Source organism: Sphingomonas caeni, from assembly GCF_026013415.1.
GTDB lineage: Bacteria > Pseudomonadota > Alphaproteobacteria > Sphingomonadales > Sphingomonadaceae > Sphingomonas > Sphingomonas caeni.
Genome location: NZ_JAPDOK010000005.1, coordinates 294,824 through 310,515 on the forward strand (window position 1 = coordinate 294,824; position 15,692 = coordinate 310,515).

12 protein-coding genes are annotated in these 15,692 nt (G+C 66.8%); 5 read left to right on the forward strand and 7 right to left on the reverse strand.

The genetic code is table 11. The features are described 5' to 3' along the window. Positions 1-26: 26 nt before the first annotated feature. From OF829_RS14725 to OF829_RS14735, 3 genes are all read left to right on the forward strand, one after another. Positions 27-845: a flagellin N-terminal helical domain-containing protein gene (locus tag OF829_RS14725; RefSeq protein WP_264940845.1), complete on the forward strand. Its 819-nt coding sequence runs from the start codon at positions 27-29 to the stop codon at positions 843-845. A 164-nt stretch (positions 846-1,009) separates the two neighbouring features. Next, entirely contained in the window at positions 1,010-1,726 is a 717-nt protein-coding gene (locus OF829_RS14730) for a polysaccharide biosynthesis/export family protein (protein WP_264940846.1), read from the forward strand. Beyond that, positions 1,726-2,415, forward strand: a complete 690-nt coding sequence (locus OF829_RS14735) for a hypothetical protein (RefSeq protein ID WP_264940847.1) — start codon at positions 1,726-1,728, stop codon at positions 2,413-2,415. Before OF829_RS14730 ends, OF829_RS14735 begins: the two co-directional genes overlap by 1 nt. On the opposite strand, the gene OF829_RS14740 is transcribed toward OF829_RS14735, so the two are convergent. Then, positions 2,412-2,672, reverse strand: coding sequence for a hypothetical protein (locus tag OF829_RS14740; protein WP_264940848.1), 261 nt, complete (start codon positions 2,670-2,672; stop codon positions 2,412-2,414). The two genes, OF829_RS14735 and OF829_RS14740, sit on opposite strands and share 4 nt — an antisense overlap. Before the next feature lie 206 nt (positions 2,673-2,878). On the opposite strand from OF829_RS14740, the gene OF829_RS14745 reads away from it, so the two are divergent. Together OF829_RS14745 and OF829_RS14750 are read left to right on the forward strand one after the other, a co-directional pair. Then, positions 2,879-4,069, forward strand: coding sequence for a glycosyltransferase (locus OF829_RS14745; protein WP_264940849.1), 1,191 nt, complete (start codon positions 2,879-2,881; stop codon positions 4,067-4,069). Then, positions 4,066-6,798 (forward strand): polysaccharide pyruvyl transferase family protein, encoded by a 2,733-nt coding sequence (locus OF829_RS14750; RefSeq protein WP_264940850.1) that lies wholly within the window; start codon positions 4,066-4,068, stop codon positions 6,796-6,798. Before OF829_RS14745 ends, OF829_RS14750 begins: the two co-directional genes overlap by 4 nt. Here OF829_RS14750 and OF829_RS14755 read toward each other — a convergent pair. From OF829_RS14755 to OF829_RS14780, 6 genes are read right to left on the reverse strand one after another with little or no spacing between them, the layout of a single operon-like run. After that, the gene (locus OF829_RS14755; RefSeq protein WP_264940851.1) at positions 6,795-7,748 is read right to left on the reverse strand and encodes a hypothetical protein; all 954 of its coding nucleotides are present in this window, start codon (positions 7,746-7,748) and stop codon (positions 6,795-6,797) included. The genes OF829_RS14750 and OF829_RS14755 overlap by 4 nt on opposite strands. Before the next feature lie 4 nt (positions 7,749-7,752). Continuing rightward, complete coding sequence (locus OF829_RS14760; RefSeq protein WP_264940852.1) at positions 7,753-9,231, reverse strand: MBOAT family O-acyltransferase; 1,479 nt, start codon at positions 9,229-9,231, stop codon at positions 7,753-7,755. Positions 9,232-9,243: 12 nt separating this feature from the next. Further along, a complete protein-coding gene (locus OF829_RS14765; protein WP_264940853.1) occupies positions 9,244-10,791 on the reverse strand; it encodes a hypothetical protein in 1,548 nt (515 codons plus the stop codon). After that, positions 10,788-12,002, reverse strand: coding sequence for a tetratricopeptide repeat protein (locus OF829_RS14770; RefSeq protein WP_264940854.1), 1,215 nt, complete (start codon positions 12,000-12,002; stop codon positions 10,788-10,790). Before OF829_RS14770 ends, OF829_RS14765 begins: the two co-directional genes overlap by 4 nt. Positions 12,003-12,008: 6 nt before the next feature. Continuing rightward, positions 12,009-14,285 carry a GumC family protein gene (locus OF829_RS14775; RefSeq protein ID WP_264940855.1) on the reverse strand — a complete coding sequence of 759 codons (2,277 nt, stop codon included), beginning with the start codon at positions 14,283-14,285 and terminating at the stop codon, positions 12,009-12,011. Positions 14,286-14,293: 8 nt separating this feature from the next. Then, positions 14,294-15,643 carry an O-antigen ligase family protein gene (locus OF829_RS14780; RefSeq protein WP_264940881.1) on the reverse strand — a complete coding sequence of 450 codons (1,350 nt, stop codon included), beginning with the start codon at positions 15,641-15,643 and terminating at the stop codon, positions 14,294-14,296. Positions 15,644-15,692: the final 49 nt, after the last annotated feature.

A 15,692-nucleotide genomic window follows, 5' to 3' on the forward strand; every position in this document is an offset into this window, starting at 1 on the left:
AGCGGGAGCCTGAGGAGATTGGAAACATGACCGTTATCGGTACGAATATTGCCTCGCTGCGTGCGGGCAATGCGGCCAACTCGGCAGCAAAGATGCTGGGGACCGCGATGGAACGCCTGTCGACCGGCAAGCGCATCAACAGCGCGAAGGACGACGCGGCGGGTCTCGCCATCGCCTCGACGATGACCTCGTCGATCCGCGGCATGAACCAGGCGATCCGCAACGCCAATGACGGCATCTCGATGGCGCAGACCGCTGAAGGCGCGCTGGGCGAGGTCACCAACATGCTGCACCGTATCCGCGAGCTCGCGGTTCAGTCGGCATCGGGCACCTATTCGGATGACGACCGCACCAACCTCCAGGCCGAAGTCACCGAGCTGACCGGCCAGATCAGCGACATCCTCGCCAACACCAAGTTCAACGGCAATGTCCTGTTCGACGGCACCGCCGGTGACTCGGGCGACGTCACCATCCAGGTCGGCTCGACCGCGGACGACACCGTCACCCTCACCCTCTCGTCGGTCGACCTCGACGACGCCGTCGACATCGACATTTCGGACCAGGGCGACGCCTCTGACTCGCTCGAGACGCTCGACGACGCGCTGACCACGGTCAACACCGCCCGCGCGACGCTGGGCGCCGCCCAGAGCCGCCTGGAATCGGTGGTCAACAACCTGACCTCGAACGTCACCAACCTCACCGACGCGCGCAGCCGCATCGAGGATGCGGATTTCTCGCAGGAAACGACCGCGCTCGCCAAGGCGCAGATCCTGAGCCAGGCATCGACCGCGATGCTCGCCCAGGCGAACCAGAGCCAGCAGACGGTTCTCTCGCTGCTCAAGTAAGTTACGGGACGCCCCCGCCCCCCGGCCCATTCCGGCCGGGGGTCGTCCTGCCGCCGCCTCATGGCAGCGCTTGGCGCTTCCCGACAGCCCCAATGGGGCGTTCGCACTTGCGAACGGCACGGTTCGAGGGTTAATGGCCCAAAGGATCAGCATCGGGGGCCGCAATGCCAATCGCCATTTCGAGACTTCCCGCACTCTGCGCCGCGCTTGCCGCCGGCGCATTGCTGCTCTCGGGCTGCGCCCAGCGCCCGCTCAACCTGCCCTCGGGCGCCGATGCCTATGCGATCTTCCCGCCTGGCACCGCGCAGCCGCCGCTCCAGGATTATCTGATCGGACCGTCGGACACGATCAGCGTCACGGTGTTCAACGAACCCGATTTCTCGTCGCCCACGCTGCGCGTGGATGTCGGCGGCAACATCAACATTGCGCTGGTCGGCCGCGTCCATGCCGCGGGCAAGTCGACCGATCAGCTCGGCCGCGAGGTCGGCGATGCGCTGCGCTCGGGCGGCTATCTGGTCAATCCGCGCGTGACCGTGAACCTGGTCGAGGCGGTCTCGCAGCGCGTGACCGTCGATGGCGAGGTCGTCCAGCCCGGCATCTATCCGCTCACCGGCCCCACCACCCTGCTCGACGCGATCGCCATGTCGCGCGGCACCACCCGCACCGCGCGGGTGACCGAGGTCGCGGTGTTCCGCGTCATCAATGGCGAGCAGCGCGCCGCCAAGTTCGATCTCGCGGCGATTCGCCGCGGCGAGGCGCCCAATCCGGTGCTCCAGGGCAATGACGTGGTCGTGGTCGGCTTCAATCGCCTCAGCGGCTTCTGGCGCGACTTCCTCCAGTCGGCGCCGGTGTTCGCGCTGTTCCTGCGTCCGTTCGGCTGATGGCCGAGACCGGGGACAAGGCCGAGCCTGCGATCAAGTCGCTGGGCCGCCGCCGCCGCGGCTATGGCGGCGGCAGCGGACGCGGCGCGCGCAGCAAGATCCGCGTCGGCAACGTCCTGCACGCACCCAATTTCGAGCGCTGGCTCAACGTCGCGGTCGGCGTCGTGGCACTCGTCTATGTCGGGCTGATGGGCCAGTGGTTCCATGCCGACACGGTGATGATCGGCTTCCGCCCCACCGGCGTGCCCAGGTCCGAGATCCTCTATGGCTGGAACCGCCCGCAATTCGTCGGCAACAGCGGCACCCCGATGGTCCGCGTCGACAAGGCGACCCCGATGGACGACTATGAATTCTGGCAATATCCGGGCGAAGGCGGCGGCACCTATCGCTTCCATTTCGCCACGGACGGCCAATCCGACGAGGTGAGCTGCTTCCAGGCCGCCGGCGATCCCGGCGCCTGCCCCGACGCGTTCGGAGTCAAACTCGGCGAATTCGAGAGCCACATCGCATGGCGGCTGGGCTCGGCCCCGGTGCGCGAGCTCAACGGCCCGGCAGCGGAGCTGCGCTATCCCAGCGTCGGGCTGGAATTCGGGCTCGAGCAATATTCGCTGCGGCGGATCACCATCCACCGGCAGACCAGCTCGATCTTCTCGCGAATCCCGCTCTTCCTGCGGTTCCTGGTGCCTTAACGGCGTAAGCGCGCCAGATCGAGCAGCAGCCAGGCCGCCTGCGGCACGGCATAGACCGCCGCCGCGTTCCATTCGAACCAGGTCAGATAGGCGCGCATCAGCCCCAGCACGAACGCCACCGCGCCGAAGCAGAACAAATGTATGGCAACCAGCACCGCCGCGCTGAACCGCACCCGCCCCTTGAGCAGGCCGAGCACGATGCGGCTCATCACATAGGTCACGACGAGAGCGCCGAGTGACCGCAGTACCAATTCCATTCAAATCCTCCATGAGCGGCCGCCGCACCGGCGTTCCGCTGTCCCCCCGCCCCTCTAATGCGCGCTCGGCCCACAAAAGCAACTGGCAACCGGCTGCCGTCCCTGCGGCGATGCAGCATAATCTTGCGTTCCGCCCGCGTGCCCGGCAAAGATGCCGCCGTCGGGACACGCCTTTCATTCCATGGCGTTGGAGGGGCGGGGCACCAATGACCGAGAGCAATGCCGTCCCGGCCAAACGCCCGCGGATCGCCTTTGTCTGCACCCAGAGCTTCGCGCTCACCACCCTCTATCGCGGCCTTTTCCCGCATCTTCGCGAGCGGGGCTTCGATTGCGAGGCGGTGACCGGCGATTCGGACTATCTGGGCGGCGATCCCGATCTCGAGGGCGTGCCCGTCCATGTCATTCCGATGGTGCGCGAGCCGAGCCCCTGGCGCGATCTCGTCAGCCTGATCCGGCTGATCGGCTTCTTCGCGCGCCACCGCTACGACGCGATCCATGTCTCGACGGTCAAGGCGGCTTTCCTCGCATCGATCGCCGCACGCCTCACCGGCCAGTCGGCCATTCTCTTCGTCGTGCGCACCCGCATCTATCAGGGGCGAACGGGGCTCGGCCGCAAGCTCTACGAGGCGGTCGATGGGCTGGTCTGCCGCCTGTCGCGCTATGTCGCCCCGATCGGGCGCGAGATGGGCGAGGCCATGGCCGCCGACGGCATCTGCCCGGCGCCCAAGCTCCGCTATTTCGGTGCCGGATCGAGCAACGGGATCGATACCGCCCGCTTCAGCCGCAGCCCGCAGGCCCTCGCGGCCGGCATGGCGATCCGGCGCGAGGCCGGCGTGCCCGACGAAGCGCCGCTGATGCTCTATGTCGGCCGCCTCGCCTATGACAAGGGCATCCACCACCTCCCCGCGGCGATGGACCTGCTCGCCGAGCGCAGCATTCCCGCATGGCTGATGCTCGTCGGCCCGGTCGACTGGCGCGAGCCGGTCGATCCCGCGATACTCGCCGATCTCGATGCGCGGGATGGCGTCGTGCGGCTCGGCTTCCAGTCCGATCCCGCCCCGCTCTATGCCGCCGCCGATCTGTTCCTCTTCCCGTCCGCGCGCGAAGGCTTCGGCAACGTCGCGCTCGAGGCGCAGGCGGCCGAGCTGCCGGTGGTCGGCTTCGATACGTTCGGCGTGCGCGAGGCGGTGCAGGACGGCGTCACCGGCCTGCTCGCGCCCTTGGGCGACACCGCCGCCTTCGCCGAATGCACCGCCCGGCTGATGGCCGATGGCGCGCTCCGTCGCGGGATGGGACAAACCGCATCCGAACGGGTACGCACCCAATTCTCGAACCAACGCGTATGGGCCGATCTGGTCGATACGCTCCATGACCTGGCAGGATCCAAGCGCGCATGAACTGGCTGATCCGCCTCAGCGTCCAATCGGTCGGGCTCAAGGTCATTCGTTTCGTGCTGGGGATCGGCACCTCGATCCTGCTCACCCATTTGATGACCCAGCATGATTACGGCGTGTACGCCTATGTGCTGGTCGTCGCGACCTTGCTCGCGATTCCTGGCGAGGCGGGCATCCCCAATCTGATGATGCGCGAGATCACCCGCGCGCGCGTCGATGAGGATGCGCCGCGCATCCGCGGGCTGATGATCTTTTCCAATCTCACCGTGATCGGCCTGACGCTGATCATGGCTGCGGGGACCGCGCTGTTCCTCTGGAATGCGCGCGGCCGGGTCGCGCCCGAATTCATGATCGGGCTCGCCACGGTCTTCCCCGCGATCCTGCTCGGCTCGCTCGCCAATACCCGCGCGGGCATCCAGCGCGCGCTGGGCGATCCGATCCTGTCGCAGCTTCCCGAGCAGGTCGTCCGTCCGATCGGGATCGGCATCTTCGCGATCGTCGTCTTTGCGATGTTCGATGGGCCGCTGACGACGCTCCAGGGCCTGGCCGGCTATGTGCTGGCGAGCGCATCGGCGTTCCTCCTCGGCAATGTCCTGCTCCGCCGCACCTACAAGCGGACCGTGGGTTCGGGCCGGGCCAGCTTCCAGACGGGCTTCTGGTTCAAGGCGCTACTCCCCTTCTCGGCGATCGCGGGGCTCCAGGTCGCGCTCACCCAGAGCTCAGCCTTCGTGCTCGGCATCCATGCCCCGCCCACCGAGATGGCGCTGTTCCGCGTCGCCACATTGGGAAGCGATTTCGCGCTCTTCTCGCTCTTCGCGATCGGGACGATCACCGGCCCCAAATTCGCCGAGCATCATCACCGCGACGATCAGGCGGCGATGCAGGAGCTGATCGGCCAGTCCAACCTGCTCAACCTGCTCTTCGCCGGATCGGTGCTGCTGGGCATCCTCCTGCTCGGCCCGCTGGCGCTGCGCATCGGCTTCGGCCCCCAATATGCCGCCAGCTGGGCGCCGATGGCGATCATCGCCGCGGGGCATTTCGTCAGCGTCACGATGAGCAACGTCACCTCGCTCGCGAACATGTCCGGGCGCGAGCGGCTGACGATCGTCTCGGCGGCGTTCGGCTTCGGGCTCAACATCGCGCTCTCGCTGGTCCTGTGCCCGATATACGGCGCGGTCGGCGCGGCGATCGCTACCGCCATTTCGGCGGTAAGCTGGCGCGTGCTCGTCTCGATCCTGCTCTATCGCGCCTCGGGGCTGCGCGCCTGGGATCTCGATCTCAGATCGGGGCCGTCGGTCTGGCTCTTCATGAAGCGCCTCGGCAGAATTTCGAACGGAGAGGAATCCCAGGCACATCCGGGAAACAATCATGCCCCGAAGCAGGGCGGAGCCGATGTGCAGCGCAAAGAAAAAAGGGATCGCATGCGCCAGGATTCACAGGAGCCACCCGGCGGCCGAGTGGCCGTGATGACACGTCTGGTGAACGACAATGCCGGCAACGAAGCCTTGTCGACCGTACTCGCGCGTTACCTCGTCCAGCATGTCGGCAGCGACAATGTCCGGCTGATGGACCGTCACCCTCAGATCCTGACCCGCTTCCGCTTCGACCGGCTCGCGCGGGCGGAGGATCCGATCGCCGAGTTCGAGCGGATCGTCGACAAGGTCCAGGCCTGGGGCAGCGCCGCCGCCCCGCTCTCGCCCACCGCCGACGAGGCGATGATCGGACTGATCGCCACCCCGCGCATCCGCTCGCCGCTGATGCGCTGGGCCAAGCGAACGATTCGCATCCGCAGCCGCCTGAAGGCCTTCGGCCTGCTCCAGCGCGAGGATGCCGATGCGATGCTCAACACGCTCTACTGGGCCGACATGGTGGTGTGGAACCCGGCGGGCGAGCTCCATCCCAAGGGCCGCTCGGACGAGGTGATGCTGCTCCTGGTGATGGTCCGCCTCGCGCAGCGGCTCGGCAAGCGCATCGCGATCGTCAACCATAGTCTCGAGGCGACCGATCCGGTGATCAACCGGCTGATCACGCTTGTCTATCGCGACGCCGATTTCATCAGCGTGCGCGAACAGGGCTCCTATGATCGCGGGATCGAGCTTCAGGTGCCTGCCGGCAAGCTCCACATCGTCCCCGATCTCGCCTTCATGCTCTCCAAGCCCGGCTTCGCCCCCGAGCTCGAGCTGCCCCCCGCCGATCCGCTGCCCGAGGGCAGCATCGTGCTCTCGATCAACGGGCTCGAAGCGCATCGCGGCGGCGACGAAAGCTGGCGCCGACTGATCACCGGGCTCAAAATGACCGGCCGTCCGATCGTTTTCGTCTCCAATTCGATGAAGGACGACATCCCCTTCGCCCGCAAGATGGAGCGCGAAGCGCAACTCGATTTCCACATCCGCCAACCCGGCTACGCTGAAATGGTCCGCCTCTATCGTGGCGCGGCCCTGGTGATCAGCAGCCGGCTTCATGCCTCGATCTTCGCGATGTGCGCCGGGGCGCCGGTGATCTCGATCGAGCCGCAGCTCTTCAAGCTGACCGGCATCTTCGCGCAGCTCCGCTATCCCTTCGCGACCCACCAGATGGGCGATCCCGGCTGGGCCGCCAAGCTGCTCGCCGACGCGCAGCGCGCACTCGACGAGCGGGCAGTGATCGTCGAGGCCGGGGATGAGGGGCTCCGGCGCCAGGTCGCGGCGATCGAGGCCAGCTACGCGGCGATGATCGCGCTGGTCCGCGCCTAGCGGCGGGGCAAAGCCGCCTTGAGATAGGGCGCGAGCCTGCGGCTATGCTCAACCGCATGCTCTTCCTCGAGGTGGAACGGCGTGTCGTAGAACCAGTCGCGCGGATATTGCGAGCGATTGTCCATCACGATCAGCGTGGCGCCATGCCCGGCATAGAAGGCCCGGAGCGCCCCTATCAGATCGTCGTCTACGCGCGGCTTGTCGAACGCCACCGGCAGCCCTGCGATTACCCGCACCCCGTGCGCGCGGCACCAGTCGAGGAAGCGGGCGATCTCGTCCTTGGCGCCATGCGCATCGCGGAACTGGGCCACGCTGGGTGGGCGCCAGCCGGTGGTAGCGATGAAGCCGTCATAGGTCCGCCCCGCTTCATGCGTCAGCCCGGTCTGGTCGCCGAACGCGTTGCTGGTCTGCTTGTCGAACCGCGCGCGCACCCCCGCCGCCGACAGCGCCTGCTCGATCAGGCTCTGCGATACATAGTCGATATCGGCCATGAAGGCGGCGCGCGCAAAGCCCTCGGGTCCGCGCCCGGCCAGTTGCTTCCAGTCCTTGCGGAACAAGATCGCCGCGTCCGGCCCGGTCAGCAGCTGCGCGCGGGTGATGGTGAATTGCTGATATTCGAGCGGAAGATAGACGACGTCACCCGGCTTCAGAAAGGCTTGATACTCCGCGAAGACATAGTTGAGCCCCAGCCCCACCGTCGCCCCGCCATTGACGCAGGGCCAGCCCGTCTCGGCCGCAAGCACGTCGCATCGATGGCTCGTCCGCACCCCGCTCCCGCCGATCAGCACCAGCTTGGGGCTCGGCTGCTTCTCGGCATAGGCGATCTTGCGGTCCACCATCCGGGTGATGGAGTCGTAGGTCACCGGCTTGTTGAGCAGCAGCGCCGAGGCCGCGAAGTAGACCGCCAGCGAGAGCGCCATCGCGCCCATCAGCCTGAGGAGCCCGCCCACCGCGTCAGAACCTGAAATAGAGGAAGGAGGAGATCGCGCCGGAGAAGAACACCTTCTGCACCACCAGCGCGAACGAAGCGACAATCATCCAGCGGCGCGCCTTCTCGCTCATCTGCTGGATATTGGGCGCGAACCAGACCAAAGCGAGCCCGAAGACGAGCAGCAGCCACATGGACAGAAAACCGAGATTGGTCCCGTCCGCCGCGAGCGGCAGCTTGCCCACCGGTGCGCCGAACAATTTGAGGAAATGCAGCTTGTCCACCAGCTCGCCCGGCAGCGCCGCGCCATGCCCGCCGAACGCCCCGCTCAGGATCGCACCCATCGATTTCAGATCATGCGCGCGGAACGGCACCCAGGCGAGCGCCACCGCGACGAAGGTCAGCGCCCAGCCGCCGAGCGCCACCGCCCTGCCCTTCAGTTCCCCCGCCACCGTGCGGAAGGCATGGTTGACCACCAAGTAGGCGCCGTGGAGCCCGCCCCAGAGCACGAAGGTCCACGCAGCGCCGTGCCACAGCCCGCCGAGCAGCATGGTGATCATCAGGTTGAGGTAGCGCCGCGCCGGCCCCTTCCGGTTGCCGCCCAGCGGAATGTAGAGGAAATCGCGCAGGAAGCGCGACAGCGTCATGTGCCAGCGGTTCCAGAAATCGATGATCGAACCCGCCTTGTAGGGCGAGTTGAAATTGACCGGCATGACGATGCCGAACATCAGCCCCAAACCGATCGCCATGTCCGAATAGCCGGAAAAGTCGAAATAGAGCTGGAGCGTGTAGGACAGGATCCCGCCCCATGCCTCCCACAGCGTCGGATCGATCCCGCCTGCGACGCCGTTGAACGCGGTGTCGGCACAAACGCCGAACTGGTCCGCCAGCACCACCTTCTTGGCGAGGCCGAGCAGGAAGATCGTCACCCCCGTGGTGAAGCGGTCCGGATCGAAGCGATAGGTGCGCGGATCGCGAAACTGCGGGATGATGTCGCTGTGCTGCACCAGCGGCCCTGCGATCAGGTGCGGGAAGAAGGCGACGAAGCTCATATATTCGCTGAGCGTCGGCTTCAGGCTCTGCCCGCGATAGGCGTTCACCAGATACGCGATCTGCTGGAAGGTGAAGAAGCTGATCGCCAGCGGGAGCGCGATATGCAGCAGATGCGCGTCGAGCCCGAGGATCGCGGAGAGCGTCCCCACCAGGAAATCGAGATATTTGAACCAGGCGATCAGCCCGAGATTGAGGGCGATGAACCCCGCGGTCAGCCACCAGCGCCGCTTCCCTTCCGCCGCCTCGATCCAGCGCCCGGCGTTGAAGTTGATCAGCAGCGAGGCGACGAGCAGCAGCAGATGCCAGGGCAAGGTCCAGGCATAGAAGAAGAAGGACAGCCCGATCAGCGTCCAGCGCGCCGCCTCCCCGCCGCCCAGCCGCCCCGCCAGATAGAAGAGCGCGACCGCGGCAGGCAGGAACCAGACGAGGAACGGAATCGAATTGAACAGCATGGCGGGTGCCGTTCAGCCGGCCGCGCCGGCCGCGCTGGGCTTGAGCTCGATCTCGCCGCCGCGGCGCAATCGGATGATCCCCGCGAAGAGCATGAACAGCGCCAGCACCGCCACCGCGCGCAGCAGCTCGATCACCGACCGCGACGTCCCCACCAAATTGAGGACGGTGTAGATATAGATCACCCAGAAGATCGGCACCTTCTGATAGACATGCGCCGCCTTGGCGAGCGTTGCGTTGAACGTGCCGAGCAGCCCGAACACCACCACCACGCCGATCAGCCCGAAATTCCAATAGGCTTCCATTTCCCCGTTCACCGGGATGCCCCACACGCCATAATCGCGTGGGGTGCTGTTGATCGGATAATCGAGGAAATTGATCCACATATTATACTTGTCGATGCCGTCGGGCTTGCTGTCCCAGATCGCGCGCGGCACCCAGAAGACCGCGGCGTTGACATAGCTCTTGCCCCACAGCAGCCCTTTGTCGTTGGCGCCGGCCATCACCGCGAGCGCCGATTCCTCGTCGTCGCGATATCCGATCTCCTCATAGGCGCGCTGGATCGTCACGCCGATCTGGGCGGGATCGAGCACCGAGGTGTCGATGGTCTGCGAGCCATAGTCCTGGCGGATCGCGCCAAAGGCACCGACCACGATCACGCCGATCAGCGCGGCCACCAGAGTCGGCAGCAGCAGCGGCCGCCCACGCCGCTTCCACCACAACAGGATCAGGTTGAGCGCTGAAAGGATGATCACGCTGCGCGCGCCCGACGCGATCAGCGCTGTCACCAGCGAGGCGACGAGGCCGGTGATGAAGAAGGGATTGGTGAAGGGTCTTTTCTCATAGACGAACCAGGCGAGTGCGATGATCGGGGCAAGCAGCGCCGCGTTGACATATTGACCATAGCCCTCGAACAGCTCGCGCCGCCCGCCGCGCATCGCCACTAGCAGCTCGGAAACCCCGCCCTTCGAGATCACGAACACCGACGCCATTCCCATCGCGACGAGGATGAACGCGCCCGAGGTGATCGCGATATTGTGCGGGCGATAGAGCTTGAACCGCGGCACCTTGAAGGTCGGTCCGAACAGGAACATCGCCAGATAGGCCGAGTGCGACATGCAATAGACCAGGCTCAGCTGGAGCCGGGTCCAGGCCAGGTCGATATTGCTCATCTGCAGCGACGCGGCCTTGCTCTGCGATTCCACCGCGAAATCGACCAGCGGGAACTGGAAGGGCAACACCAAAGTCAGCGGGTTCTTCGCCAGCGCCTTGCCCAATTCCCAGAACACCGGGAGCACCAGCGGGTGCAGCCAGCCATATTCCTTGCGATAGAAGATGAAGGGGTAGGCGAGCAGGCAGGTATAATAGAATTCGGCGATGAAGCGCGGCGCGAGCAGGTCCTGCGACCCCTCGCTCGTCAGCGCCACCATCAGTGGGAAGAGGATGCGATAGGCGAAGAGATAGAAGAGGAAGGCCGCGCGCACCATCTGGCCGAGGGGGAGGAACGGCGATTCCTCCTGCCGCGCGTTGATCCGCGCCGCGAGCGCGCGTGCCGCCCTCATTGGACGCCGACCCGGTCGAACCAGGCGCCGCTGCCGCCGACGCCGCCCGCGCGCGCGACGAGTTCGAGCCGCTGCGCGCCGCAATTCGCGGCTTGCACCTCGAAGCTCTGCGTGCTGGTCCGCCACGCGCCGACGGTGCGGCTTTCCGGGTCGTCCAGCACAATCGGCGCGTTGTAGCCGACACAGGACAGCCGCCAGAAAAAGCCCTGCGGCGCCTGCTCGCCGCCAACGATGGTCGCGTAGCTGAGCACGTGCCGCCCGGGGCCGAGCAGCAGGATCTGGCTCGCCAGCCGCTGCTCGCCATCGCCCGAGCGGACGTTGAGCGCGGTCTCGTTGACCAGCAGCGGCGGCGTCCCCAGCGAAGCGATCGCGCCATGGCCGCTGTCCAGCTCCCATTCGAACGGGAAGCGCGGCTGATCCGCATCCGCCGCGGGATCGTCATGGAAATCGCCGTCGAACACCGCGCCGGCGGCATAGGTCCGCGCCTCGCCCTCCAGGCTTGCGAGCCAGACGGTGCGCGCCAGCACGAACTTGTTCTTCTCGATCAGGTGATTGACGAACCGCACCAGCTCGGCGCGCGTCGGCGGCACGCCGCGGGCACGCAGCGCCGCGATCACCAGCGCGTGGCTTTCCTCCATCCCGTCGGGCAGCGAGGCCGAGTCCGCGAGGAAGGCGCTGCGCCAGGGCGGGTCCTCCACCATCCGTTCGACCAGCTCGGCGCGCGCCTCGGGGATCGCCGCCACGCCGTGGGCGAGCCGCAGCATGTCGCTCAGCGCCTGGCCGCCCCGCAGCATCGCATCGATCCGCTGCGCTGCGGTCGCATAGTTGCGCTGGTCGAGCGCGGCACGGATCAGCCAGATCTGGGTCGGCGGATCGCGCCAGCTGAGCACGCCCGAGCGTAGCAGCAATTCGCTGCCCAGCCGCCGCCGCCCCTGCAGGCTGACCGCCATCCCCATCACCCGGAGCGCGCGAACGTCGCGCGGGAAGATCGCCAGCGCCGCGCGCGCGTCACGCTCGGCCCCGGCGAGATCGTTGCGCTCGAGCGCCTTCTCGGCCGCGAGCGACAGCGCCTCGGCCGATTGCGGGCGCACGATCAAAGCGGTGCGCGCATCGCCCTGATTGAGCGCCGCGGCGGCGAGCCCGTAGCAAAGCACGAGATAGCCGAGCCATCCCGCCCCCACAAAGGCGACCGCCAGACGCACCCACCGCATCGGCGATCAGCCGTTATTCTGCCGGACGCGCCCGGGCCGGGCCGATCCGGGGCCCTGCGGGCCCTGTCCGCCGTAATAATAGTAATAGTAACCGTAATCGGAGCCATAGCCGATGCGCTTGGCGTCGAACTTGGTAAGCACCGCGCCGATGATCCGCGCCCGCGCGCTGAGCAGGCGGCGCACCGCCGCCTTGGTCTTGCCGCGCGACGAGCGGTTGGCCTCGATCACGAACACGGTGGCGTCGACGATCGACGAGATGGCGGGCGCGTCGGCCAGGCCGAGCACCGGCGGGCCGTCGATCAGCACGACATCGTACCGCCCCTCGAGCGCGGCGACCAGCTCGGCGATCGCGGTGCCCGAGACCAGTTCGGCCGGGTTGGGCGGCAGCTTGCCGCTGGTGATCGCATCAAGATTGGGGATGCCCGAGGCCTGGATCGCGTCGGCGAGCGAGCGCTGGCGCGCGAGCACGTTCGAAAGCCCGCAATCGTTGCTCAGCCCCAGCTCGCGGTGGAGCGTCGGCTTGCGAAGATCGGCGTCGATCAGCACTGTGCGGCGCCCGACCTGCGCAAAGGTGCGCGCGACCGCGAGCGCGGTCGTCGACTTGCCTTCCGCCGGCGCGGCGCTGGTGAAGAAGATGCTGTCGGGCAGCCCTGCCGGCGAGGCCAGCTCGATCGCGGTGCGAAGCGCAAAATAGGCTTCGGAGAAGTGCGACCGCTGGTTCTCGAGCGCTTCCTCGGGCGTCGTACCGGCTTCGACGATCGGGATCGCGTTGAGGTACGGCAGGCCGAGCTTGCGGTCGATATCCTCGGGCGAACGGATCATGTCGTCGAGGCGCTCGCGCATGAAGACGACGATCAGCGCAAAGGCGAACCCGCCAAGCCCGCCGAGCAGCATGTTCATCCGCATATTGGGCGAGATCGGCGCCACCGGCCGTTCGGCGACGTCGATCACCGAGACATTGTTGGTGGTGATGCCCGCGGCCGCGCTGACATCCTTGAACCGCGCCAGCAGCGCCTCGTAATTGGTGCGGTTGGTATCGACCTCGCGCTTGAGGATGTTGAGCTGGACGCCGCGGTCCTGCTCGGCAAGCGTATCCTTGGTCAGCTGGCTGACGCTGCCGCTCAGCGCCGCTTCCTGCTTGGCGGCGAGCTGATAGGCCTCGCGGATCGTATTGCGGATCGCGCTCGCCTGGCGGCCGATCTGCGCGTCGAGTTCGGCAACGCGCGCGCGCAGCTGGATCACGGTCGGATGGTTCGAACCATAGCGTTCGAGCGTCTGCTGGAGCTCGACCGCGGCGGAGGCGCGGTCCGCGCGCAGCTTCTGGACCACCGGATCGCCCATCACTTCGGGGATGTTCATCAATGGCGTGCGCTGGACCTGTTCCCAGCGCTGCTGCGCGCTGATCCGCGCCGCGCGCGCCTCGTTATAGCTCTGGTTGATGCCGACCAGGTTCGACATGGTCAACGAGGTCTGCGACTGGCCGCCCACGGCGCCCTTGGCGGCGGCACCGCTGGTGTCGATCAGCCCGGCGCCGCGCGCATAGGCGATCATCGCACGCTCGGATTGTTCGAGCCGTTCCTTGCCCTCGGCGATCTGGTTCGACAGGAATTCGCGCGAATAGGCCGAGGTATCGAAGCGCCGCTGGAGATTGGCGGTGATGAAGGTCTTCACATAGGCGTTGGCGACGCTCGCGGCGAGCGCGGGATCGGGACTGTCGAAGTTGATCGTGGCGACGCGCGAGTTGCGCGGCAGCTCGACGGTCATGTGGTGCTGGAGCACGCGGATCACGCGCTCGCGGCGCGAGGCGACGGCGTTGAGCCCGCCGATCGTACCGCTGCTCGGTGGCTCGCCCATCGCGACCAGGAACTGGTTGTTGCGCGCGAGCCCCAGATCGTCGGCGACCTTCACCGCCTGCGACCGGCTGCGCAGCACGTCGAGCTGGGTCTGGAGGAAGCGTTCGGCATCGGGCAGCGCCTGGGTCGGGTCATTCTGCTCGCTCTCGAGCACCTTGGCGACGTTCTGGTCGATCTGGACGCTCGCGCTGGCGCGGTAGATCGGCGTCTGCAGCATCGCCGAGACCATGCCGAGCACCACCGACAGCGCAATGATCACCAGGATCACCCAGCGGTTGCGGTAGACCGCGGACCAGATCGCCTTGATGTCGAAATCGAGCGCGTTGGCGCGCTGGCGATTTTCCTCGAGTTCCTCGAGCGAGGCGAGGCCGAGCGGTTCGATCTGCGGCGCGTCGTCCGCGATGGCGCGGCGGGGGGTCTGATCGTTCATGGTCTCACTTACACCGGATTGGTCTGGGTCTTGTTAGCAGCTTCCGCGTCTTCGCGCGGCGGGCGCGTCATCAGCGCGCAGCACAGGCCGAACACCACGCCGAGCAGCGGCGTACGCAGCGGATAGTCGACTGCCGAATGCAATAGCAGCAGTCCCGCACATACCATAGCCGCATAGGCAAGGTTGAGGCTCAGCCGAATGTCGGTCCGCCGGACGACCGCGATCCCGCGCCAGACGAGGAAGCCGACAAAGGCGATGAGGAGCAAGATGCCCGGAATCCCCATTTCGAGCAGGATCTCAAGATAGTCGTTATGCGCGTGGTTGACATAGGCCGAGGAGAGCGTGTCGAGCGTCTCGACCGAGCGATACACGCCGTCGAACGTCCCCGCCCCGGTCCCCAGCCAGCCGAAATGGCCGATCGCGTAGAGAACGTTGGGCCAGAAATGGAAACGCGGATCGTCGACATTGGCAAAGTCCGCGAACGAGCGCGCGAAGACCGGGTTGAACGCGATCAGCAGCGCCAGCGCGCCGCCGAGCCCGGCCACGCCGAGCAGGAACAGGCGGACATGACCCGTCAGCCGCTCACGCGCCACGACCGCGATCAGCCCCACGCCCATCAGCGCGATCCCGGCGCGCGACCCGGTGGCGACCACCCCGACCGCGAGCAGCGCCATCACGCCCCAGGCCAGCCAGCGCCACGTCCGGGCGCTGGGCCCCGAAAGCGTCGGCGCGAGCACCCCCGCCATCACGATGCCGATCAGCAGCAGGTCCGCCTGATGATTGGTGTTGGCAAACACCCCGATCGGCAGCCCGAGATGCGAGGTCTTGTAGAAGGTAAGCGTCTGCGCCTGGCTTCCCAGGCTCACCTGCACCGCGCCGAGCAACAGGCTGGCGAGCGCGAACGCCACCAGGCTCCAGGCCAGCGCGAGCCGCGCCGGCGTTCCCAGCCGCATCGCCGCAATCCCCATCGCCACGCCCGGCAGCACCGCCAGCGCGGAAAGCACGGTATGTTCGGGCTGCACGGACAGCGGCCGCATGCCTTGGGCCTCGCCGATCAGTCCGAGCACCGAGTCACCCACCTCGCGCCCTCCCAGCGCGGCCCAGACGCCATGCGGCAACGGGGTGAGCTGGAACAGGAACAACGCTGTCAGCAGGCCGATCAGGATCAGCGGAATGCGCGCGTCGGGCGAAAGACCGCGACCGAACCAGCCCAAAGCCGCCGCGAGCAGCACGAGGATCGCGAACAGCTCGACGATCATGTCACGAACGGGCTGGCCGGCGCTGCCACCGCCAAAGGCAAAGGCAAGCACCAGCAGCACCAAGGGCATCAGCGCCGAGCCCAGCCCACTGACAGGCATCACGGCTTCGGGCCAGTGCAGCTTGCGCGCGATAGTGATCGTTGCCCCC